This is a genomic window from Roseomonas aeriglobus, from assembly GCA_016937575.1.
GTDB lineage: Bacteria > Pseudomonadota > Alphaproteobacteria > Sphingomonadales > Sphingomonadaceae > Sphingomonas > Sphingomonas aerigloba.
This window is the reverse complement of the sequence record JAFHKN010000002.1, coordinates 2,778,413-2,793,886: the sequence shown is the minus strand read 5'-3', so window position 1 is coordinate 2,793,886 and position 15,474 is coordinate 2,778,413. Positions and strand designations below refer to the sequence as shown.

Here is a 15,474-nt window from a genome sequence, read left to right as displayed (position 1 = left end):
CTCGATCAGTGCAGGGTGTGCGTCTGGGCGGCGGGTAAGGTTTCGGGCATGGCGAAGGTCACACTGACGGCGGCGGAGATCGCGGCTGCGTTGACGCGGGCGACGTTGCGGTTGGGGAATGGGCAGTTCACCTTTTCCATTCCGACCGCATCCAGCCTGTGGCCGGGCTATGCCGCCGGGACCGAGCCCTATGCGACCTACAGCATCGTCACGCCGGCGCAGGCCGCGGCGTTCAAGGCGGCGATCGCGACATGGGACGAGCTGATCGCGCCCGACTTCACCGAAGTGGCCGACGACGGCCTCGGGCGGGGCGAGATCCGCGTCGCCTTCACCAGTTACGAGATGGACGCCGACACCGGCGGCTATGCCTATCAGGGCGTGCCGACCACGCCGGGCGGCAAGTCCGGCGACGTGTGGCTCAATGCGGCGTTCCGGACCGAAAGCTTCGACGTCGGAAGCTATAATTTCGAGCTGCTGATCCACGAACTGGGCCATTCGCTGGGGCTGGAGCACAGTTTCGACACGCCGGCGATCCCGGCGCCGTACGAGAACACGCGCTATACGGTGATGTCCTACACCTTCGGGGCGGGCACCGACATCGTCACCTTTCGCCAGGCGGGCGGTTCGCTGAGAGCGTCGATTACCGGTGCGGTCGCGGTCACGCCGATGGTCATCGACATATCCGCGGTCCAGTCGATCTACGGCGCGGACACGAAGACGCGCGCGGGCGACACGGTCTACACCTTCGACCAGGCGGACCCGTCGCTGTGCGCGATCTACGACGCGGGCGGCAGCGACACGCTCGATCTGTCGAACTTCACCCGGCCGAACATCGTCGACCTGGCGCCGGGTGCCTATTCGACGATCGGCTTCTATTCGCGCGAAGCGCAGATCGCGGACTGGACGGCGCTGTTCCCGCAATATGCCAGCTTCATCCGCAGCACGCTGACGACCGCGGACCTGTATACCCGCACCGACAATCTGGGCATCGCGCTGTCGAGCGTGATCGAGAATGCGACCGGCGGATCGGCGGCGGACCAGATCACGGGCAATGCGGTCGCCAATGTGCTGAAGGGCCTGGCCGGGAACGACACGCTGTCCGGCCTGGAAGGCAACGACACGCTGGAGGGCGGGGCGGGCAACGATATCCTGATCGGTGGCGCCGGCAGCGATACGTTCGTGTTTCGCGAGACCGCCAACGATACCGACGAGGTCCGGGATTTCTCGGCGACCGAGGACTGGTTCGATCTCGGCAACCGTGTCTTCACCAACGCGACGTCGACCGGGGCCGGGACGACGCTGACCTATGCCGGCGGGCAGATCACTCTGTCGGGCGTGTTCAACCTGTCGCTGGATGCCGCGAACGCCCGCGTCATCGGCTATTCGGGAATCCGGGTCAGCACCCTGCCGCTCGACGGGGCGACCGGCGTGTCGCCGATCGGCAACATCCGCCTGATCTTTTCGGGGCCCGTCGCGCACGCCAGCGGCGTCATCACGCTGACCGGTCCGAACGGCTTCAGCGAGAGCTATCGCGCCGGCGATGCCCGCGTGACGATGGTCGGCAACGTGCTGACGATCGATCCGGCCGCGATGCTGCAGGCGGGGCAGAGCTACAGCCTGACGATCGCCGATGGCGCGCTGACGGTGGGCGGCGTCCGCTTCGGCGGGCTGACCGACTATGATTTCACGACGCGCGCGATCGACCGGACCGAACGCTATCAGCTGATCGTGCCCGACAGCGGCGCGGCGACCGTGTCGGGCAGTGCCACCGTGTTCGGCACCCGCGCCGGCCTGCAGGATGTGACCGTGCTCGACATGCCGGGGCAAGTGGTGTTCGACCCGTCGTTCAACGCCGGTGGTGACCGCATCCGGCTGAGCGGGACGGCAAGCAGCTATACCGTGACCCGCAGCGGATCGACCATATTCCTGAACGACGGCGACACCGCGATCGGCATTCCGGTGGGGCCGAAGGCGACCGACATCGTCTTCGCCGACGGTGTCCGCGCGCTGACGGCCGACGTCGTCAATGGCACTGTGCGCGTTGGCGGGCAGCTGGTCACCACCAGCCCGAGCCCGCTGATGGCCGAGGCGTCCGCCGCCACGGTCACCGGCACGGCCGACCCGTCGCTGCCGTCGATCCTGGTGGCAGCGTCGCAGGCGACGGTGACCGCGGCGGGCAACCTGACGGTGTTCGGCGTGCGCCAGGCCGCCGATCCCTTTCAAGGCGCGACGGTCGATTACAGCAGCCGTGAAACGGTGCGGATCCTGCCGGGGTCGAAGGTGCTGCTGGATGGCTCGTTCAATGCCGGCGGCGACACGGTGCTGCTGCCGGGGGATGCGGCGACCTATACCGCAGCGCGCTTCGGCAGTTCGCTCGTCCTGACCAGCGCGACCGAACAGGTCACGATCCCGGTCGGACTGGGGAAACTGACGGTCAAGTTCGACGATGCCGAACGTGTCCTGACGTTCGACAGCGCGGCCGGCACGGTCAAGCTGGGAACGCAGACGATCGGGACCACCGCGGCGACCGTCGATGCAGCCGGTCCGCAGACGACGCTTGCGCTGAGCGGCACGCAAAGCGCGCTGGCCGGCGATTTCCGCTTCACCCACGGCGGTGACGCGGTGGGAAGCGGGACGGTCACGGGCTTTGCACGCGGCGACACGCTCGTGCTGCAGGGCGCCGCCGATCGCTATGTCTTCGGTGGCACCGAGGGCAATGTCACCATCGGCTTCATCGGCAGCGACGGCGTGCTGCGGACGACGACGATCACCGGGATCGCCGACCCGGCGATGGAAATACACGACCGCGTGACGGCAGAGGCGGCCGCCGGCTTTTCGATCTTCGGCGTCTGACGCGCCCCCTTGGCAGCGCGCTCAAGTGTATTATATTCGCGATACACTTTGAGGTGATGCGATGGCGAAGAAGGGAAAGATTCCGAAGAAGATCGCGGGCGTGAAGCTGTCCAAGGCGGTGCGCAAGCCTGCCGAGAAGCTGATCGCCAAGGCGCAGACTCCCGAAGGACGGCGGATGCTGGCCGCGGGACTGGCGATCGCGGCGAGTGCACTGGCGACGCGGTCGACGCCGCGGCCGGCGCAGGGCGAAGGGCCGGTCCCGCCCGTACCCCCGGTGCCACCCGTGCCGCCGATGCCGCCCGTGCCACCCGAACCGCCGGTCCCGCCGGTCCCGCCCAGCGCGCCCACGCCGCCGCCCGACGGCATGGGTACGCCCGGCGTCGATCCGGGAGCGATTGCCGATGCGGTGGGCAAGGCCGCGACGGCGTTTCTGGACGGATTCTTCAACAAGCGTCGGTGACCGCGCGGGCTCGGCGTACCGGGGCAGGCGGACCTTCGCGACCTTTGCCGCGACGCCGATCCCCACAACCGATACATGGTCCACGGCGCGCCTAACTTAGGGCAGGGCGTTCGCCGGCAACCCCGCCGAACGCCCGCTCGTTCGGCCGGGAATGGTGTCGCTGTCCCCGCAAGTCGTTGTAACCGAAGCCGAACGCGAGCGCGGCTTGCGGCTGCTGGTGATCGAGGCGGCGTTTTCGGGCGGCGCCGCGGCGCTGACGGCGGGCGTCATCCTGACCGCCTTTGCGCTGCACCTCGGCGCGTCCAACCTGTTGGTCGGGGTGCTGGCGAGCATTCCCTTCCTCGCCCAGTTGCTCCAGCTGCCGGCGATCGTGCTGGTCGAGAAGCGGCGGATGCGCAAGCGAATCTGCGTCGTCACGTCGATCCTCGGGCGGACGATGCTGGCGGTGATGGCGGTGCTCGCGTTTTTCTCGGGCACCGCTGCGCTCTGGCTGTTCCTGCTGGTCCAGGTCATCTTCTGCGCGCTGGCGGCGGTCGGGGGCTGTGCGTGGAACGCGTGGATGCGCGACCTGGCGCCCGAGGATCGGCTGGGAGCTGTGTTCGCGCGGCGCACGGTATGGCTGACCGCGATCAGCCTGGTGCTGGGACTGGCGGCGGCGCTGGCGCTCGACCTGACGCCGCGCGGATCGTTCCAGCGTAACCTGGTCTTCGCCGGCATGTTCGCCGCAGGGTGTGTCACCGGCCTGATGAGCGCCCGCGTCGTGGCAGCGATTCCCGAGCCGATGATGGCGCCGGCGGCCGAGCGCCTTCGCCTGGGCGAGCTGCTGCGCCAGCCGCTCGGCGACCTCAATTTCCGTCGGCTGCTGGCCTTCGTCGCCAGCTGGCAGTTCGCGATCAATTTCGCGACGCCCTTCTTCACCGTGTTCATCGTCCGCCAGCTCGGCTTCAACGTCAGCTTCGTGATGGTGTTGAGCGTCGTCAGCCAGATCGCCAACATCGCCGCGCTGCGCCTGTGGGGAACGCTGAGCGACCGCTTCGCCAACAAATCGGTGCTGGCGGTGTGCGCGCCCACCTATATCCTGGCGATCATCGCGATGATCGGAGCGTCGCAGTTCGACAGCCGCGACGTGGTCAAGCTGTGGCTGATCGCGCTGCATATCGTAATGGGCGCCTCGATCGCCGGGGTAACACTGACCGCGACCAACATTGCGCTGAAACTGTCGCCGAAGGGATCGGCCACCGCCTATGTCGCGGCGAATGCGATCGTGACCGCAGTGGCGGCCGGATGCGCGCCGATCCTGGGCGGGTTGCTCGCCGATTTCTTCGCCGCGCGCCAGTTCGAGCTGGTCGCGCGCTGGTCGAGCCCCAGCGGCGTCTTTGCCCTGCCGATCGTGCTGCACCGGTGGGATTTCTACTTCCTAGTGGCGGGCCTCATCGGCCTCTACGCGATCCACCGGCTGTCGCTGGTCGCCGAACATGGCGAGATCGAGCGGCGCGAGATGGTCGGGCAGGTGCTGAACGAAACGCGACGCACGATCCGCAACATCTCCAGCGTGGCGGGGCTTCGCGCGGCGACCGATCTGCCGGGCGCGCTGCTGCGCGATGCGCATGTGCGCCGCCGGCTGAAACGCGCCCAGGCGGGCAAGGCCGCAACTTCCCCCGCGCCCGCTTCGTTGATCGAACGACAGGAGAAACGGACATGACGGAAAAGATGCAGGCCGATGGCGCGGGGACGCGCGCAAGCCCGCCCGACGACAACGGCGAAGTCGCCTCGCGCCGGGGCGGCGATCAGAAGGGGGAATCCCAGGGCGGCGCCTATCCCAACCCGCATACCGGCAAGGACGGCAGCCCCGACGGGCCGGACAAGTTCATGGGTCACGGCGGCCAGACCGAGATCGACTATCACGGCGCCGGCCAGCTGGGCGAGGACAAGACCGGCGACAACCCCAACGCGCCGACCCAGGGTGAGTAGGATGGGCGACGATCGACAAAAGCCGGAAGCGCTGCACACGCCGCTGCCCGACGACATTCCGATGACCGGCGAGGAGGATCCGTTGGTCGAGGTCGAGGACCCGGATTTCGCGCCCATCGCGGCGGAATTCATGCGCAGCGAACGCGCGAAGAAGGCGGAGGAGTAAGCCGGTCCGATCGGTCATTACTGCCTTAAGGGCCCCCCGCAAGGCCATGTCTTGGGGGGTTCTCTTTCGCGGGACGGTCGAGCGGTCAGGCCGCGTTGCCGGGGATGGCGAAGACGGCGCCGGGCAGGGCGATCCGCTGTGGATCGCTCTGCGGCATCCCTTCCTTCAGCGCGAAGATCGTGACGCCGCCATCGTCTTCGTGCGCGCAGATCAGCGCGTCGTCGAGCGCGAGCAGATGGCGCGGCGACGATCCGCCGCTGGGAACATGGCCGAGCGCCCGCGCCGTGCCGTCGCCGTCCAGCGCGAAGGTGGCGATGCTGTCGTGACCGCGGTTGGTGACCCACAGGCGGGTCGCATCGGCATTGATCGCGATGGCGCCGCCCAGGCTTTCCCCGTCATGGTCGCTGGGCAGCGTCGAGATGGTCGCGCGGGCGTCGAAGTCGCCATCCCTGATGTCGAGCGTCACCAGGGTCGAGGCGAGTTCGGTGAGGCAATAGGCGATCGGCAGGCGCGGATGGAGCAGCAGATGCCGCGGGCCGCTGCTGGGGGGCGCTTGCCACGCGACCCGCGGGGTCGCCGCGGCCGGATCGCCGACCAGAGGCAGCGCAAGGATGCGGTCGGCGCCGAGATCGGTCGACCAGAGCCAGCGGCCATCGGCGGAGAAACCGACCCAATGCGCGTGCGGACCGCGCTGACGTTCGAAATTGGGGCCATGACCATCGCGACGGTAGGTGGTCAGGACCTCGCCGAACGCCCCGTCTTCGCCGAGGGCGACCAGCCGGACCTCGCCGCTTTCGTAATTGGCGATGGCGAGACGGCGCTCGTCACCCGACAGTGCGAGGTGGCACGGCGCCTCGCCCCCGCTCGGGATCGTGCCCAGCGCATGCCAGGCGGGGCGCGTGCCCCAGGCAGAGACTCGGTTCGCACGCTCGTCGACGAAATAGAAGGTGCCGCTCCCCATCGCCGCGACGCCGAACGAGGCGTTGGCGACCTGCGGATTGGCGACGCCGGCGACCCAGCCGGGCTGGTAAGGATCGCGGATGAGCGCGGCGAGGCCCTCGCCCCGCGCGTCGGCATAGGTGCCGATGAAGAGCGTGCTGGTCATGCCCGCGCGCCCGCGGGTGCGGCGTCAGGCCGTCGCCGTCGCCCGGCCGACGAAGGGCAGGATGGTTTCGTAGCACGCGAGCTCGGGCGCGCCGGGGACGATGCGATTGCGGCGGAGGAGAAAGGCATGGCGGACGATTTCCGCTTGTTGTTCAATGCCATAACGCTGCAACTGCCAGCCGGGTTTCAGCGCGTAGGAATAACGGCAGAAGGGATGGCGCGCGAGCGGCAGGAAGATCCCGCGCTGGTGCTGCCAGATGTGGGTCATCTCGTGGATGAACAGTCCCTGCAGGTCGGCGGGCGCGGTCGCGAAATCGTCGCGGTAGAGCGTGCCCTTGGGATGGAAATGGATACAGCCGCGCGGCGCCATCACGGTCGCCCGAGGCTGGAAGAACGCCCATTTGGACAGGCTGATCGATGCCGCGGCGTAATCGATCGCGTCACCGAAGACCGAGGCGGCCAGTGCGGCCTCGCCCGGCGTGAGCGGGCGGGCGGTCATCGTACGAACGCCCCCGTGGGGTGGCGCCGCAGGGTGCGCACGATATAGGCTGGTCGCGACATGCCGATCGTCCTGCGCCTCGCCATTCTTGCCCTCATCGCCATGGCCGGTGTTGGCGCAAGCCCGCCACCGCCGCAAGGGCCGATGGTGCTGGCCGCGGCCAGCCTCCAGGAATCGATGACCGCTGCCGCCGACCGCTGGGCACGGCTGGGGCATCCCCGGCCGGTGGTGTCGTTCGCAGGCTCGTCGGCGCTGGCTCGACAGGCGATGGCGGGGGCGCCCGCGGACCTGTTCGTGTCGGCGGACGAGGATTGGATGGACGCGCTGGCGGCCAGGCGGCTGCTGCGCGCCGGTACGCGGACGGATTTCCTCGGCAACCGGCTGGTGCTCGTCGCCCGCCGACCTGTGCCGGTGCGGCTGGGGCGTGGGGGCAATCTGGCCGCGGTGCTGGGGCGGGGGCGGCTCGCGATGGCCGATCCCGCGTCGGTGCCGGCGGGCAAGTACGGGCAGGCGGCGCTCGAGCGGCTGGGCGACTGGCCGGCGGTGAAGGGGCGCGTGGCACGCGCGGAAAACGTCCGTGCCGCGCTGGCGCTGGTCGAACGCGGGGCGGCGCCGCTGGGCGTGGTCTATGCGACCGACGCACGCGCGGCGAAGGGCGCGGCGGTCGTCGCGGTATTTCCGGCGGCAAGCCATCCGCCGATCCGCTATCCGCTGGCGGTGCTGGCGCGGTCGCGGCACCCGGATGCCGCGGGGTTCCGGGCGTTCCTGCTGTCGCGGGCTGGCCGCGCGGTGTTTGCGGGCTACGGGTTTTCGGTGCGGTGAGGGCTGTCAGATCCTCCCCAGAATGGGGAGGGGGACCAGCGAAGCTGGTGGAGGGGGCGAGCCGCAAGGTCTGCCCTCGCGGAGCCCCCCCTCCACCATGCTTCGCATGGTCCCCCTCCCCGTGCCGGGGAGGATTTTTGTGACCGCCATCATCCTTCTGTCGCTGAAGGTCGCGCTCGTCGCGGTCGTCGCGTCGCTGCCGATCGCCTTTGCGCTTGCCTGGGTGCTGGCGCGGCTATCCTTTCCTGGCAAGCTGCTGCTCGACGGGCTGGTCCATCTGCCCCTCGTCGTGCCGCCGGTGGTGACCGGTTGGCTGCTGCTGCTTGCCTTTGCTGCGGACGGCCCGCTCGGCGCGTTCAGCGACGCGGTGCTGTTCCGCTGGACCGGGGCGGCGATCGCGAGTGCGGTGATGGCGCTGCCGCTGATGGTGCGGGCGATGCGCTTGTCGATCGAGGGCGTGGACCGGCGGCTGGAGAATGCCGCGCGGACGCTGGGGGCGGGGCGAGCCCGCGTGTTCGCCAGCATCACGCTCCCCTTGAGCCTGCCGGGCATCCTCGCCGCCGCGATCCTGGGCTTCGCACGCGCGCTGGGCGAGTTCGGCGCGACGATCACCTTCGTGTCCAACGTGCCGGGGGAAACCGAGACGCTGCCGCTCGCCATCTACGCCGCGCTGCAGGTGCCGGGCAGCGAAGGCGCGGTGTGGCGGCTGGCGGGGGTGTCGGTCGCGCTGTCGCTCGCCGCGCTTGTCGCGTCCGAGGTGCTCGTGCGGCGCGCAGGGCGGGGGCAACATGCGCTTTGAGGTCGATGTCGCGGGCCGCGTGGGCGAAACGGACGTGGCGTGCGCCTTCACCGCCGACGCCGGGCTCACCGTGCTGTTCGGCCCCTCAGGCGCGGGCAAGACCAGCGTGCTGAACATGATCGCCGGGCTGCGGGCACCGACGCGCGGCCATGTGCGGATCGGGGGGAGCACGCTGTTCGATAGCGCCGCCCGCGTGAGCCTGCCGCCCGAACGGCGCGGGATCGGCTATGTCTTTCAGGACGCACGGCTGTTCCCGCACAAGCGGGTGCGGGCGAACCTGTTGTACGGTGCGGGGGATGAGAGCGCCCTGGCGGAGACGTGCGATTTCCTGGGGCTCGCGCATCTGCTCGACCGCTGGCCGCGGACGCTGTCGGGCGGCGAGGCGCGGCGGGTGGCGATCGGGCGCGCACTGCTCAGCGGCCCGCGGGCGTTGCTGCTCGACGAGCCGCTGTCGTTCCTGGATGCCGCGCGGCGCACGGAGATCGAGGGCGTCATCCTGCGGCTGCGCGACGCCGGCGACCTGCCGATCGTGATGGTCACGCACGATGCCGGCGAGGCCGAACGGCTGGCGACGCAGGTGGTTCACATCCCCCGTGCTCCCGCGCAGGCGGGAGCCTAGGGCCGCAAGCGACGCGCCAGGTAACCCCGGGCTCCCGCCTGCGCGGGAGCACGACAGTTACGCCTTCGCCGCGTCGCTCGCGAGTTTGTCGACGCGTTCGTTGTCGGGGTGGCCGGCATGGCCCTTGACCCAGACCCATTCGATCCGGTGCGGTTCGGCCGCGGCGAGCAGCGCCTGCCACAGTTCGGCGTTCTTCACCGGCTTGCGGTCGGCGGTCTTCCAGCCGTTCCTGCGCCAGCCGTGGATCCATTTGGTGAGGCCATCCATGACGTAGCGGCTGTCGGTCGACAGCTTCACGCGGCACGGCTGCTTCAACGCCGACAGCGCGCGGATCGCCGCCATCAATTCCATACGGTTGTTGGTCGTCGGGTTTTCGCTGCCCGACATTTCCTTTTCCTTCGCACCGAACCGCAGCAGCGCGCCCCAGCCGCCGGGGCCGGGGTTGCCCTTGCACGCGCCGTCGGTGGCGATTTCGACGAAGGGGAGTTCGGTGGTCATGTCCAGGGTCTATACTCAATCAGGACGGGGATCGTGATCGCCCTCAGGAACGCGCTGGCAAGGAGTGCAGCGCAGCAGGTAGCGGCGCTACCTGCAAGCAAGCGACGCAGTCCAGCGCGTTCCTGAGGGCGACCGCTATGCGGCGGGCCGATTTTGGCCCAGGGCTGCGTCGCGAGCCAAAGTCCCCTGGGGTCACGATGCAATAGCATCGCTCCGCTCCTCGCTTCTTGCCCTGAACCAAAATCGGCTCCGTCACGACCCCGTCCTGATTGAGTATAGACCCTTACGCTTCGTACCATTCCAGGCGGCGGAGATAGGCGAGCGGATCTTTCCGCGTCACCAGCGCGTCGGCAGGCGTATTCAGCCAGTCCCAGGCGCGGCTGAGGAAGAAGCGGATACAGGCGCCGCGGGCGAGCAGGGGCAGGGCGGCGCGTTCTTCCGCCGACAGCGGGCGGACGCTTTCGTAGCCGGCGTAGAGCGCGTCGCCGATCGCCGGGTCGGCCGGATGGCCTTCGCCGTCGAAGGCCCAGGCCGAATGCATGATGGCGAGGTCATAGGCGCGGATGTCGGTCGCGGCGAAGTAGAAGTCGATCAGGCCGGTGACCCGTTCGCCCAGCATCAGCACGTTGTCGGGGAACAGGTCGGCATGGATCGCGCCGGTCGGCAGATGGCGGGGCCAGTTCGCCTCGATATCGGCCAGCGCGGCGTCGATCCGCGCGAACAGACCCGGCTGGATCGTGTCGAGGCTGTCGCCGCAGCGTGTCAGCAGCGGGCGCCATTCGGCGATACCCATCGAGTTCGCGCGGGTTTCGGTGAAGTCCTCCAGCGCGACGTGCATCCGCGCCATCGCGGCGCCGGCGGCATGGGCCTGTTCGGGCGTCGGGTGCGATACGGAGACGCCGGTCAGGAAGCGGATCAGGCAGGCGGCGCGGCCCTCCAGCTGCTGGATCGCAGTCCCCGAGCGGTCCTGGATCGCGGGCGGGACGGGCAGGCCCTTGGCCGCGAGATGGTCGAGCAGGGCCAGGAAATAGGGCAGGTCGGCGGCCGCGACGCGCTTTTCGTAGAGCGTCAGGATGAAGCGGTCGCGGGTCGTGTCGACGAGGTAGTTGGAATTCTCGACCCCCTCGGCAATGCCCTTGGCCGAGACGAGGTCGCCGACGTCATAGCGGGCGAGGAAGGCCGACAGCGTTTCGGCGGAGACGTGCGTGTAGACGGCCATACCCTGTCCTTCGTCATTCCCGTGAAGGCGGGAATCCATAGTCGCTGGTGGAGGTGAGTCTCACTGCGTTCAGCCGGAATTGATCCCCGCCTTCGGGGCACCCCACAAAGTAATATTTTGTGGAGCCCCCTCCGCGGGGATGACGAACGACAGGTCAGGCCGCCTGCAATTCCTTGGGCAGCTTGAAGGCGATCGACTCACGGGTCGTCTCCTCCTCGCGCTCGTGGACCTCGTAGCGGGTTTCGAGCAGCGTCACGAGTTCGCGGATCAGCACTTCCGGGGCCGACGCGCCAGCGGTCAGCCCCAGCGTGCCGACGCCGTCGAGCCAGGCCCAGTCGAGATCGGCGGCGCGCTGGATCAGGTGCGCCGAAACGCCTTCGCGCTTCGCCACTTCGACCAGCCGCAGCGAGTTCGACGAATTGGGCGCGCCGATGACCAGCATCAGGTCGCACTGGCCGGCGATCGCCTTGACCGCGGCCTGGCGGTTGGAGGTCGCGTAGCAGATGTCGTCCGCCTTGGGCGCGACGATCGCGGGGAAACGGCGCTGAAGGATGGTCATGATCGCGGCGGTATCGTCGACCGACAGCGTGGTCTGCGTCAGGAAGGCGAGATTGTCCGGATCGGCAGGCATGAAGCCTTCCGCATCCTCTTCCGTCTCGATCAGCGTCATGTTGCCTTCGGGCACCTGGCCGAAGGTGCCGATGACCTCGGGGTGGCCGGCGTGACCGACGAACAGGATGTGGCGGCCGGCGGCGACCAGGCGTTCGGCCTGGCGGTGGACCTTGCTGACCAGCGGGCAGGTGGCATCGAGGTAGCTCAAGCCCCGCGACTCCGCCTTGGCCGGCACCGCCTTGGGCACGCCGTGCGCGGAAAAGACGACCGGCACGCCATCGGGCACGTCGTCCAGCGTCTCGACGAAGACGGCGCCCTTGGCCTTCAGCGTGTCGACGACGAATTTGTTGTGGACGATCTCGTGCCGGACATAGACCGGCGCGCCGTAACGCTCGATCGCCAGCTCGACGATCTGAATGGCACGGTCGACCCCGGCACAGAATCCGCGCGGCGCGGCGATGAGGAGGTCGAGGACGGGCTTGGGAGCATCGGTCATCACAAGCGTGGCTCTACGCGATTGCCTGCCCGCGCGGAAGTACGCGTGTGCTTGCGTGCGCGGAAGCCGCTTGGTAGCGCGGGGACAGCGTTTCGAAAGGTTCCCCCGCGTTGATGTCCCGCAGCCTCGTCGTCCTCACGACCCTCGCTCTTCTCGGCACCACCGCCTGTTCGCGGCGCGGTGAGATCGACGCATCGGGCGGCATCAGCGCCGTGCGCACCGCCTGCCCGACCGTCGCGGTACCGGCGGGGACCGGCGATATCACGTTGTTCACGTCGCCGACCGATCGCACCCAGGATGCGATCGACGTGACCGCGGCGATCACCAACGTCCGCGCGACCTGCACCGACAGCGGCGATCCGATCGTCAGCCAGATCACCTTCGACGTGATCGGTCGGCGGACCAACACCGATGGCGCGCGCGACGTGACGCTGCCGTACTTCACCACCGTGCTGCAGGGCGGCACCGTCGTCATCGCCAAGCGCGTCGGCCAGGCGACACTGCGCTTCGCCGCCGGGCAGGCGCGGGCGCAGACGACCGGCACGGGCACCGCCTATGTCACCCGCGCCGCCGCGACGTTGCCGGAGGACGTCCGCCGCCAGATCACCCGCGAACGCAAGGCGGGCGAGGACGATGCGGCGATCGATCCGCTGTCCGATCCGGCGGTGCGCACCGCCGTCGCCAAGGCGACGTTCGAGGCTCTGGTCGGTTTCCAGCTGACCGATGAGCAGCTGAAGTACAACATCACGCGCTGATCCCGACATCCTCCCGCGATCGACGCGGGAGGACCCGCGATCACCCCTTCGTCGAGGGAAACCAGTCGAGTTCGAACGCCGGTGCGCGCTTGGGCAGCGGCGACATGCGGCGGATGGCGGTCGGATCGCGCAGGATCAGCAGCGACCCCTGGCGCGCGATCACGCCTTCGCGTTCCAGCATGCGCACCGTCCGGTTGGTGTGGACGGTGGTCAGGCCCAGCAGGTCGCCGATCTGTTCCTGCGTCAGCGGCAGCTCGAACCGGTCGGGCTGGGCCAGGCCGGCGCGCGTCAGCCGGTCGTGGACGTCGACCAGGAACGTCGCATAGCGTTCGCGCGCCGACGTCCGGCCCATCAGCGCGATGATATCCATCAGCGCGACGCGTTCATATTGCACCGCCGCCAGGAACGGCGCCATCAGCCGCGGCGACGTTTCGAACAGGGTGCGCAACCGCGCCATCGGGACGAAGGCGACGGTGCAGTCGGTCAGCGCGACCAACGTGTCGGCGGCATGGGTCAGCGACATGCTGGGCGTCCCGAGCATGTCGCCGGGCAGGTGCAGCTTGGCGATCTGGCGCAGGCCCGATGGCAGCAGGATCGACGCGCCGGCCCAGCCCTCGACCATCAGATAGATGCCCTTGACCGCTTCGCCCTCGCGCCGGATCGTCCCATAGCGGCGCACGCGCACCGGCGGATCGCCAAGCGTCTGCAGCATCTCAATTTCGCCGGGCGTGAGGGCGGCGATGTCCTTGAATCGGTTCAGAGGATAATCAGGCACCCGTGGCTCCCTCATGGGTGGAACCCGCTGTCCTCACCAAAAAAGCAGCAGCGTGCTTTTACAAAGGTTAATCGCCCGGCTCAAGCGGCGCACTGATAAGCTGTTCTAAATCAAGCGACGGCGGCGCCGTCTTCTGAAAGGACGAGCACGGCGCCCGCCTTACGTCCCGTTCGCGTCGTATCCCGTCCGTTCGTCGCCCCTCAGGCGGAGGATGTAGCAACGATGGCGAGCAGGGAGGGGGCCAAGTCAGCCGATCTGGCTTGCCAGCGCCGGACGCCGAACCCGGCCGCCTTCGAACCACGGCGTCACCAGCAGGTGGGGGACGGCCAGTGCGGCAATGCCGGCGAACAGGCCGCGCACGCCGCTCGGTTCGAAGTGCAGCAGCAGCGCCGCCACCATCGCCGCCAGCACGACGGCGGCACCGAACACAGGGGCGACGGCCCGCAGATAGGTTGGCGTGTCGGGATAGCCCAGCCGGTCGCGGCGATCGACCGTCTGCGGGATCGCATGCAGGATCAGGAAGCCGAGCGTAAATCCGACCAGGGGCGGCAGGATCAGGAGCGCTGCGACCCCACTCGCCAGCCGCCCGTCCCGCCGCTGCCAGGCGAGGCCTAGCAACAGCAAGGCTGCGCCCCCGCCGACCATCGCGAGGATCGGCGTCCAGGCCGCCAGCGCCGATGACGGGCCACCGGCCACCCGCAACAGCGCGGCATAGTCGGACAGGTGAAGCGCCGCCGGCGCGGCGACCAGCGCCACGCCGCGCGCGATGCGTTCGACCGGCGCGTCGACGGGCGCGTCCTCCAGGCCGAAATGAACGGCGGATGCGACGAGGAAGGCGGGCAGGGCAATCGCCGGATCGGTGGTCCACCACAGGAACGTGCCCAGCGACACGATGCCGTACAGCGCAAGGAACGGGGGACGCCGGGCGGGCGCCACCACCGCCAGGTCGCCCGCGCCGTGAACCATGCCCACGACGCCGATACCCAGGATCGCGAACGCCAGTTGGACCGGCAGGGCAGCGGGGGCGGCGGCGACCGCCCCGGCTGCGAGCAGGATCATCCCGCGGGTCACGCCTGCCGGGCGTGTTCGTGGAGCGCCTTTTCGAGGTTGCCGGCCGCGTAGAAGGCGTAAACGACCTTGGCGATGATATCCATGACCAGGATCGCCCCGACCGACGCCGGGTCGGTAATGATCTTCAGCCCCTCCGGACCGATCAGGAAGACGATCGGGTAAAGGAACCAGATGACGGTCAGAAAGGCGACGTTCTTGCCATAGGCCGCGCCAAGCGCTTCGCCACGTTCGATCGCCAGGGCGCGCAAGGGGCCCCACAGCAGGTACAGCACGCCGCCGAATGCGACACAGGACCAGAGATACCAGGCCCATTTCATCATCGACGTGTCCGCCAGCGAAGACATCAGCCCCGTCACGACCATCAATACGTCGAGCACGATGATCGACGTCAGATAGCCGCCGACCTCGCCGGTCCTCCCACGCTCGTGAAAGGCGAGCAGCACCAGGCTGGACAGCAGGATCGGCGTGGTCACCGACCAGTCCGCATAGCGAGCGAGATAGGTCGCCGTCCCGTCGGCCTTGACGATCGTGCCGATGCCGAAGGCCATCGCCAGATAGGCAGTCGCCGCGATGAACGGCACGGCTGCGTGCAGTAGCGTATGGTGGCCCGACGGCGATGTCTTCTTGCCCTTGGCATAGATGGCCAGCGAGGCGAGTGACATGACCGCAAATCCGATCACGAAGGCGCTTTGATCCATGTGCCGGTTCCCTGTTCGGGCCGGACCGATCGCCAGCCCCTCAAGGATCATCAACGC

Annotated in this window: 17 protein-coding genes; 9 read left to right on the top strand and 8 right to left on the bottom strand. The window is 68.7% G+C overall.

What is annotated here, in order from left to right:
* Window positions 1-48 precede the first annotated feature (48 nt).
* From JW805_13830 to JW805_13810, 5 genes are all read left to right on the top strand, one after another.
* Complete coding sequence (locus JW805_13830) at window positions 49-2,853, top strand: M10 family metallopeptidase C-terminal domain-containing protein (protein MBN2973100.1); 2,805 nt, start codon at window positions 49-51, stop codon at window positions 2,851-2,853.
* Between the two features lie 61 nt (window positions 2,854-2,914).
* Window positions 2,915-3,313 (top strand): hypothetical protein, encoded by a 399-nt coding sequence (locus JW805_13825; GenBank protein MBN2973099.1) that lies wholly within the window; start codon window positions 2,915-2,917, stop codon window positions 3,311-3,313.
* Window positions 3,314-3,464: 151 nt separating this feature from the next.
* Window positions 3,465-5,015 carry an MFS transporter gene (locus JW805_13820; GenBank protein MBN2973098.1) on the top strand — a complete coding sequence of 517 codons (1,551 nt, stop codon included), beginning with the start codon at window positions 3,465-3,467 and terminating at the stop codon, window positions 5,013-5,015.
* The gene (locus JW805_13815) at window positions 5,012-5,284 is read left to right on the top strand and encodes a hypothetical protein (GenBank protein MBN2973097.1); all 273 of its coding nucleotides are present in this window, start codon (window positions 5,012-5,014) and stop codon (window positions 5,282-5,284) included. Before JW805_13820 ends, JW805_13815 begins: the two co-directional genes overlap by 4 nt.
* Before the next feature lies 1 nt (window position 5,285).
* Window positions 5,286-5,450: a hypothetical protein gene (locus JW805_13810; protein ID MBN2973096.1), complete on the top strand. Its 165-nt coding sequence runs from the start codon at window positions 5,286-5,288 to the stop codon at window positions 5,448-5,450.
* A gap of 85 nt (window positions 5,451-5,535) precedes the next feature.
* On the opposite strand, the gene JW805_13805 is transcribed toward JW805_13810, so the two are convergent.
* Complete coding sequence (locus JW805_13805; GenBank protein ID MBN2973095.1) at window positions 5,536-6,555, bottom strand: lactonase family protein; 1,020 nt, start codon at window positions 6,553-6,555, stop codon at window positions 5,536-5,538.
* Window positions 6,556-6,579: 24 nt separating this feature from the next.
* On the bottom strand, window positions 6,580-7,053 hold the full coding sequence (locus tag JW805_13800) for a hypothetical protein (protein MBN2973094.1): 474 nt from the start codon (window positions 7,051-7,053) through the stop codon (window positions 6,580-6,582).
* A gap of 60 nt (window positions 7,054-7,113) precedes the next feature.
* Here JW805_13800 and modA point away from each other — a divergent pair, with 60 nt between their 5' ends.
* The 3 genes from modA (at window position 7,114) to JW805_13785 (ending at window position 9,293) form a co-directional block, all read left to right on the top strand.
* Window positions 7,114-7,875: a molybdate ABC transporter substrate-binding protein gene (gene modA, locus JW805_13795; protein MBN2973093.1), complete on the top strand. Its 762-nt coding sequence runs from the start codon at window positions 7,114-7,116 to the stop codon at window positions 7,873-7,875.
* A gap of 106 nt (window positions 7,876-7,981) precedes the next feature.
* A complete protein-coding gene (modB, locus tag JW805_13790; GenBank protein MBN2973092.1) occupies window positions 7,982-8,674 on the top strand; it encodes a molybdate ABC transporter permease subunit in 693 nt (230 codons plus the stop codon).
* On the top strand, window positions 8,664-9,293 hold the full coding sequence (locus JW805_13785) for an ATP-binding cassette domain-containing protein (GenBank protein MBN2973091.1): 630 nt from the start codon (window positions 8,664-8,666) through the stop codon (window positions 9,291-9,293). Before modB ends, JW805_13785 begins: the two co-directional genes overlap by 11 nt.
* Before the next feature lie 57 nt (window positions 9,294-9,350).
* On the opposite strand, the gene rnhA is transcribed toward JW805_13785, so the two are convergent.
* The 3 genes from rnhA to ispH all read right to left on the bottom strand — a co-directional run bounded on the left by rnhA (window position 9,351) and on the right by ispH (window position 12,118).
* Window positions 9,351-9,791 (bottom strand): ribonuclease HI, encoded by a 441-nt coding sequence (gene rnhA / locus JW805_13780; protein ID MBN2973090.1) that lies wholly within the window; start codon window positions 9,789-9,791, stop codon window positions 9,351-9,353.
* 283 nt (window positions 9,792-10,074) lie between these two features.
* The gene (gene thrB / locus JW805_13775; protein ID MBN2973089.1) at window positions 10,075-11,010 is read right to left on the bottom strand and encodes a homoserine kinase; all 936 of its coding nucleotides are present in this window, start codon (window positions 11,008-11,010) and stop codon (window positions 10,075-10,077) included.
* Between the two features lie 154 nt (window positions 11,011-11,164).
* Window positions 11,165-12,118, bottom strand: coding sequence for a 4-hydroxy-3-methylbut-2-enyl diphosphate reductase (gene ispH, locus JW805_13770; GenBank protein ID MBN2973088.1), 954 nt, complete (start codon window positions 12,116-12,118; stop codon window positions 11,165-11,167).
* Window positions 12,119-12,231: 113 nt separating this feature from the next.
* Between ispH and JW805_13765 the strand changes: the two genes are divergently transcribed.
* The gene (locus JW805_13765) at window positions 12,232-12,873 is read left to right on the top strand and encodes a hypothetical protein (protein ID MBN2973087.1); all 642 of its coding nucleotides are present in this window, start codon (window positions 12,232-12,234) and stop codon (window positions 12,871-12,873) included.
* 40 nt (window positions 12,874-12,913) lie between these two features.
* Here the strand turns inward: JW805_13765 and JW805_13760 are convergent, their stop codons facing one another.
* The 3 genes from JW805_13760 to JW805_13750 all read right to left on the bottom strand — a co-directional run bounded on the left by JW805_13760 (window position 12,914) and on the right by JW805_13750 (window position 15,417).
* Complete coding sequence (locus tag JW805_13760; GenBank protein MBN2973086.1) at window positions 12,914-13,648, bottom strand: Crp/Fnr family transcriptional regulator; 735 nt, start codon at window positions 13,646-13,648, stop codon at window positions 12,914-12,916.
* A gap of 246 nt (window positions 13,649-13,894) precedes the next feature.
* A complete protein-coding gene (locus tag JW805_13755; GenBank protein MBN2973085.1) occupies window positions 13,895-14,707 on the bottom strand; it encodes a hypothetical protein in 813 nt (270 codons plus the stop codon).
* Window positions 14,708-14,715: 8 nt separating this feature from the next.
* Complete coding sequence (locus JW805_13750) at window positions 14,716-15,417, bottom strand: bacteriorhodopsin (protein ID MBN2973084.1); 702 nt, start codon at window positions 15,415-15,417, stop codon at window positions 14,716-14,718.
* Window positions 15,418-15,474 lie beyond the last annotated feature (57 nt).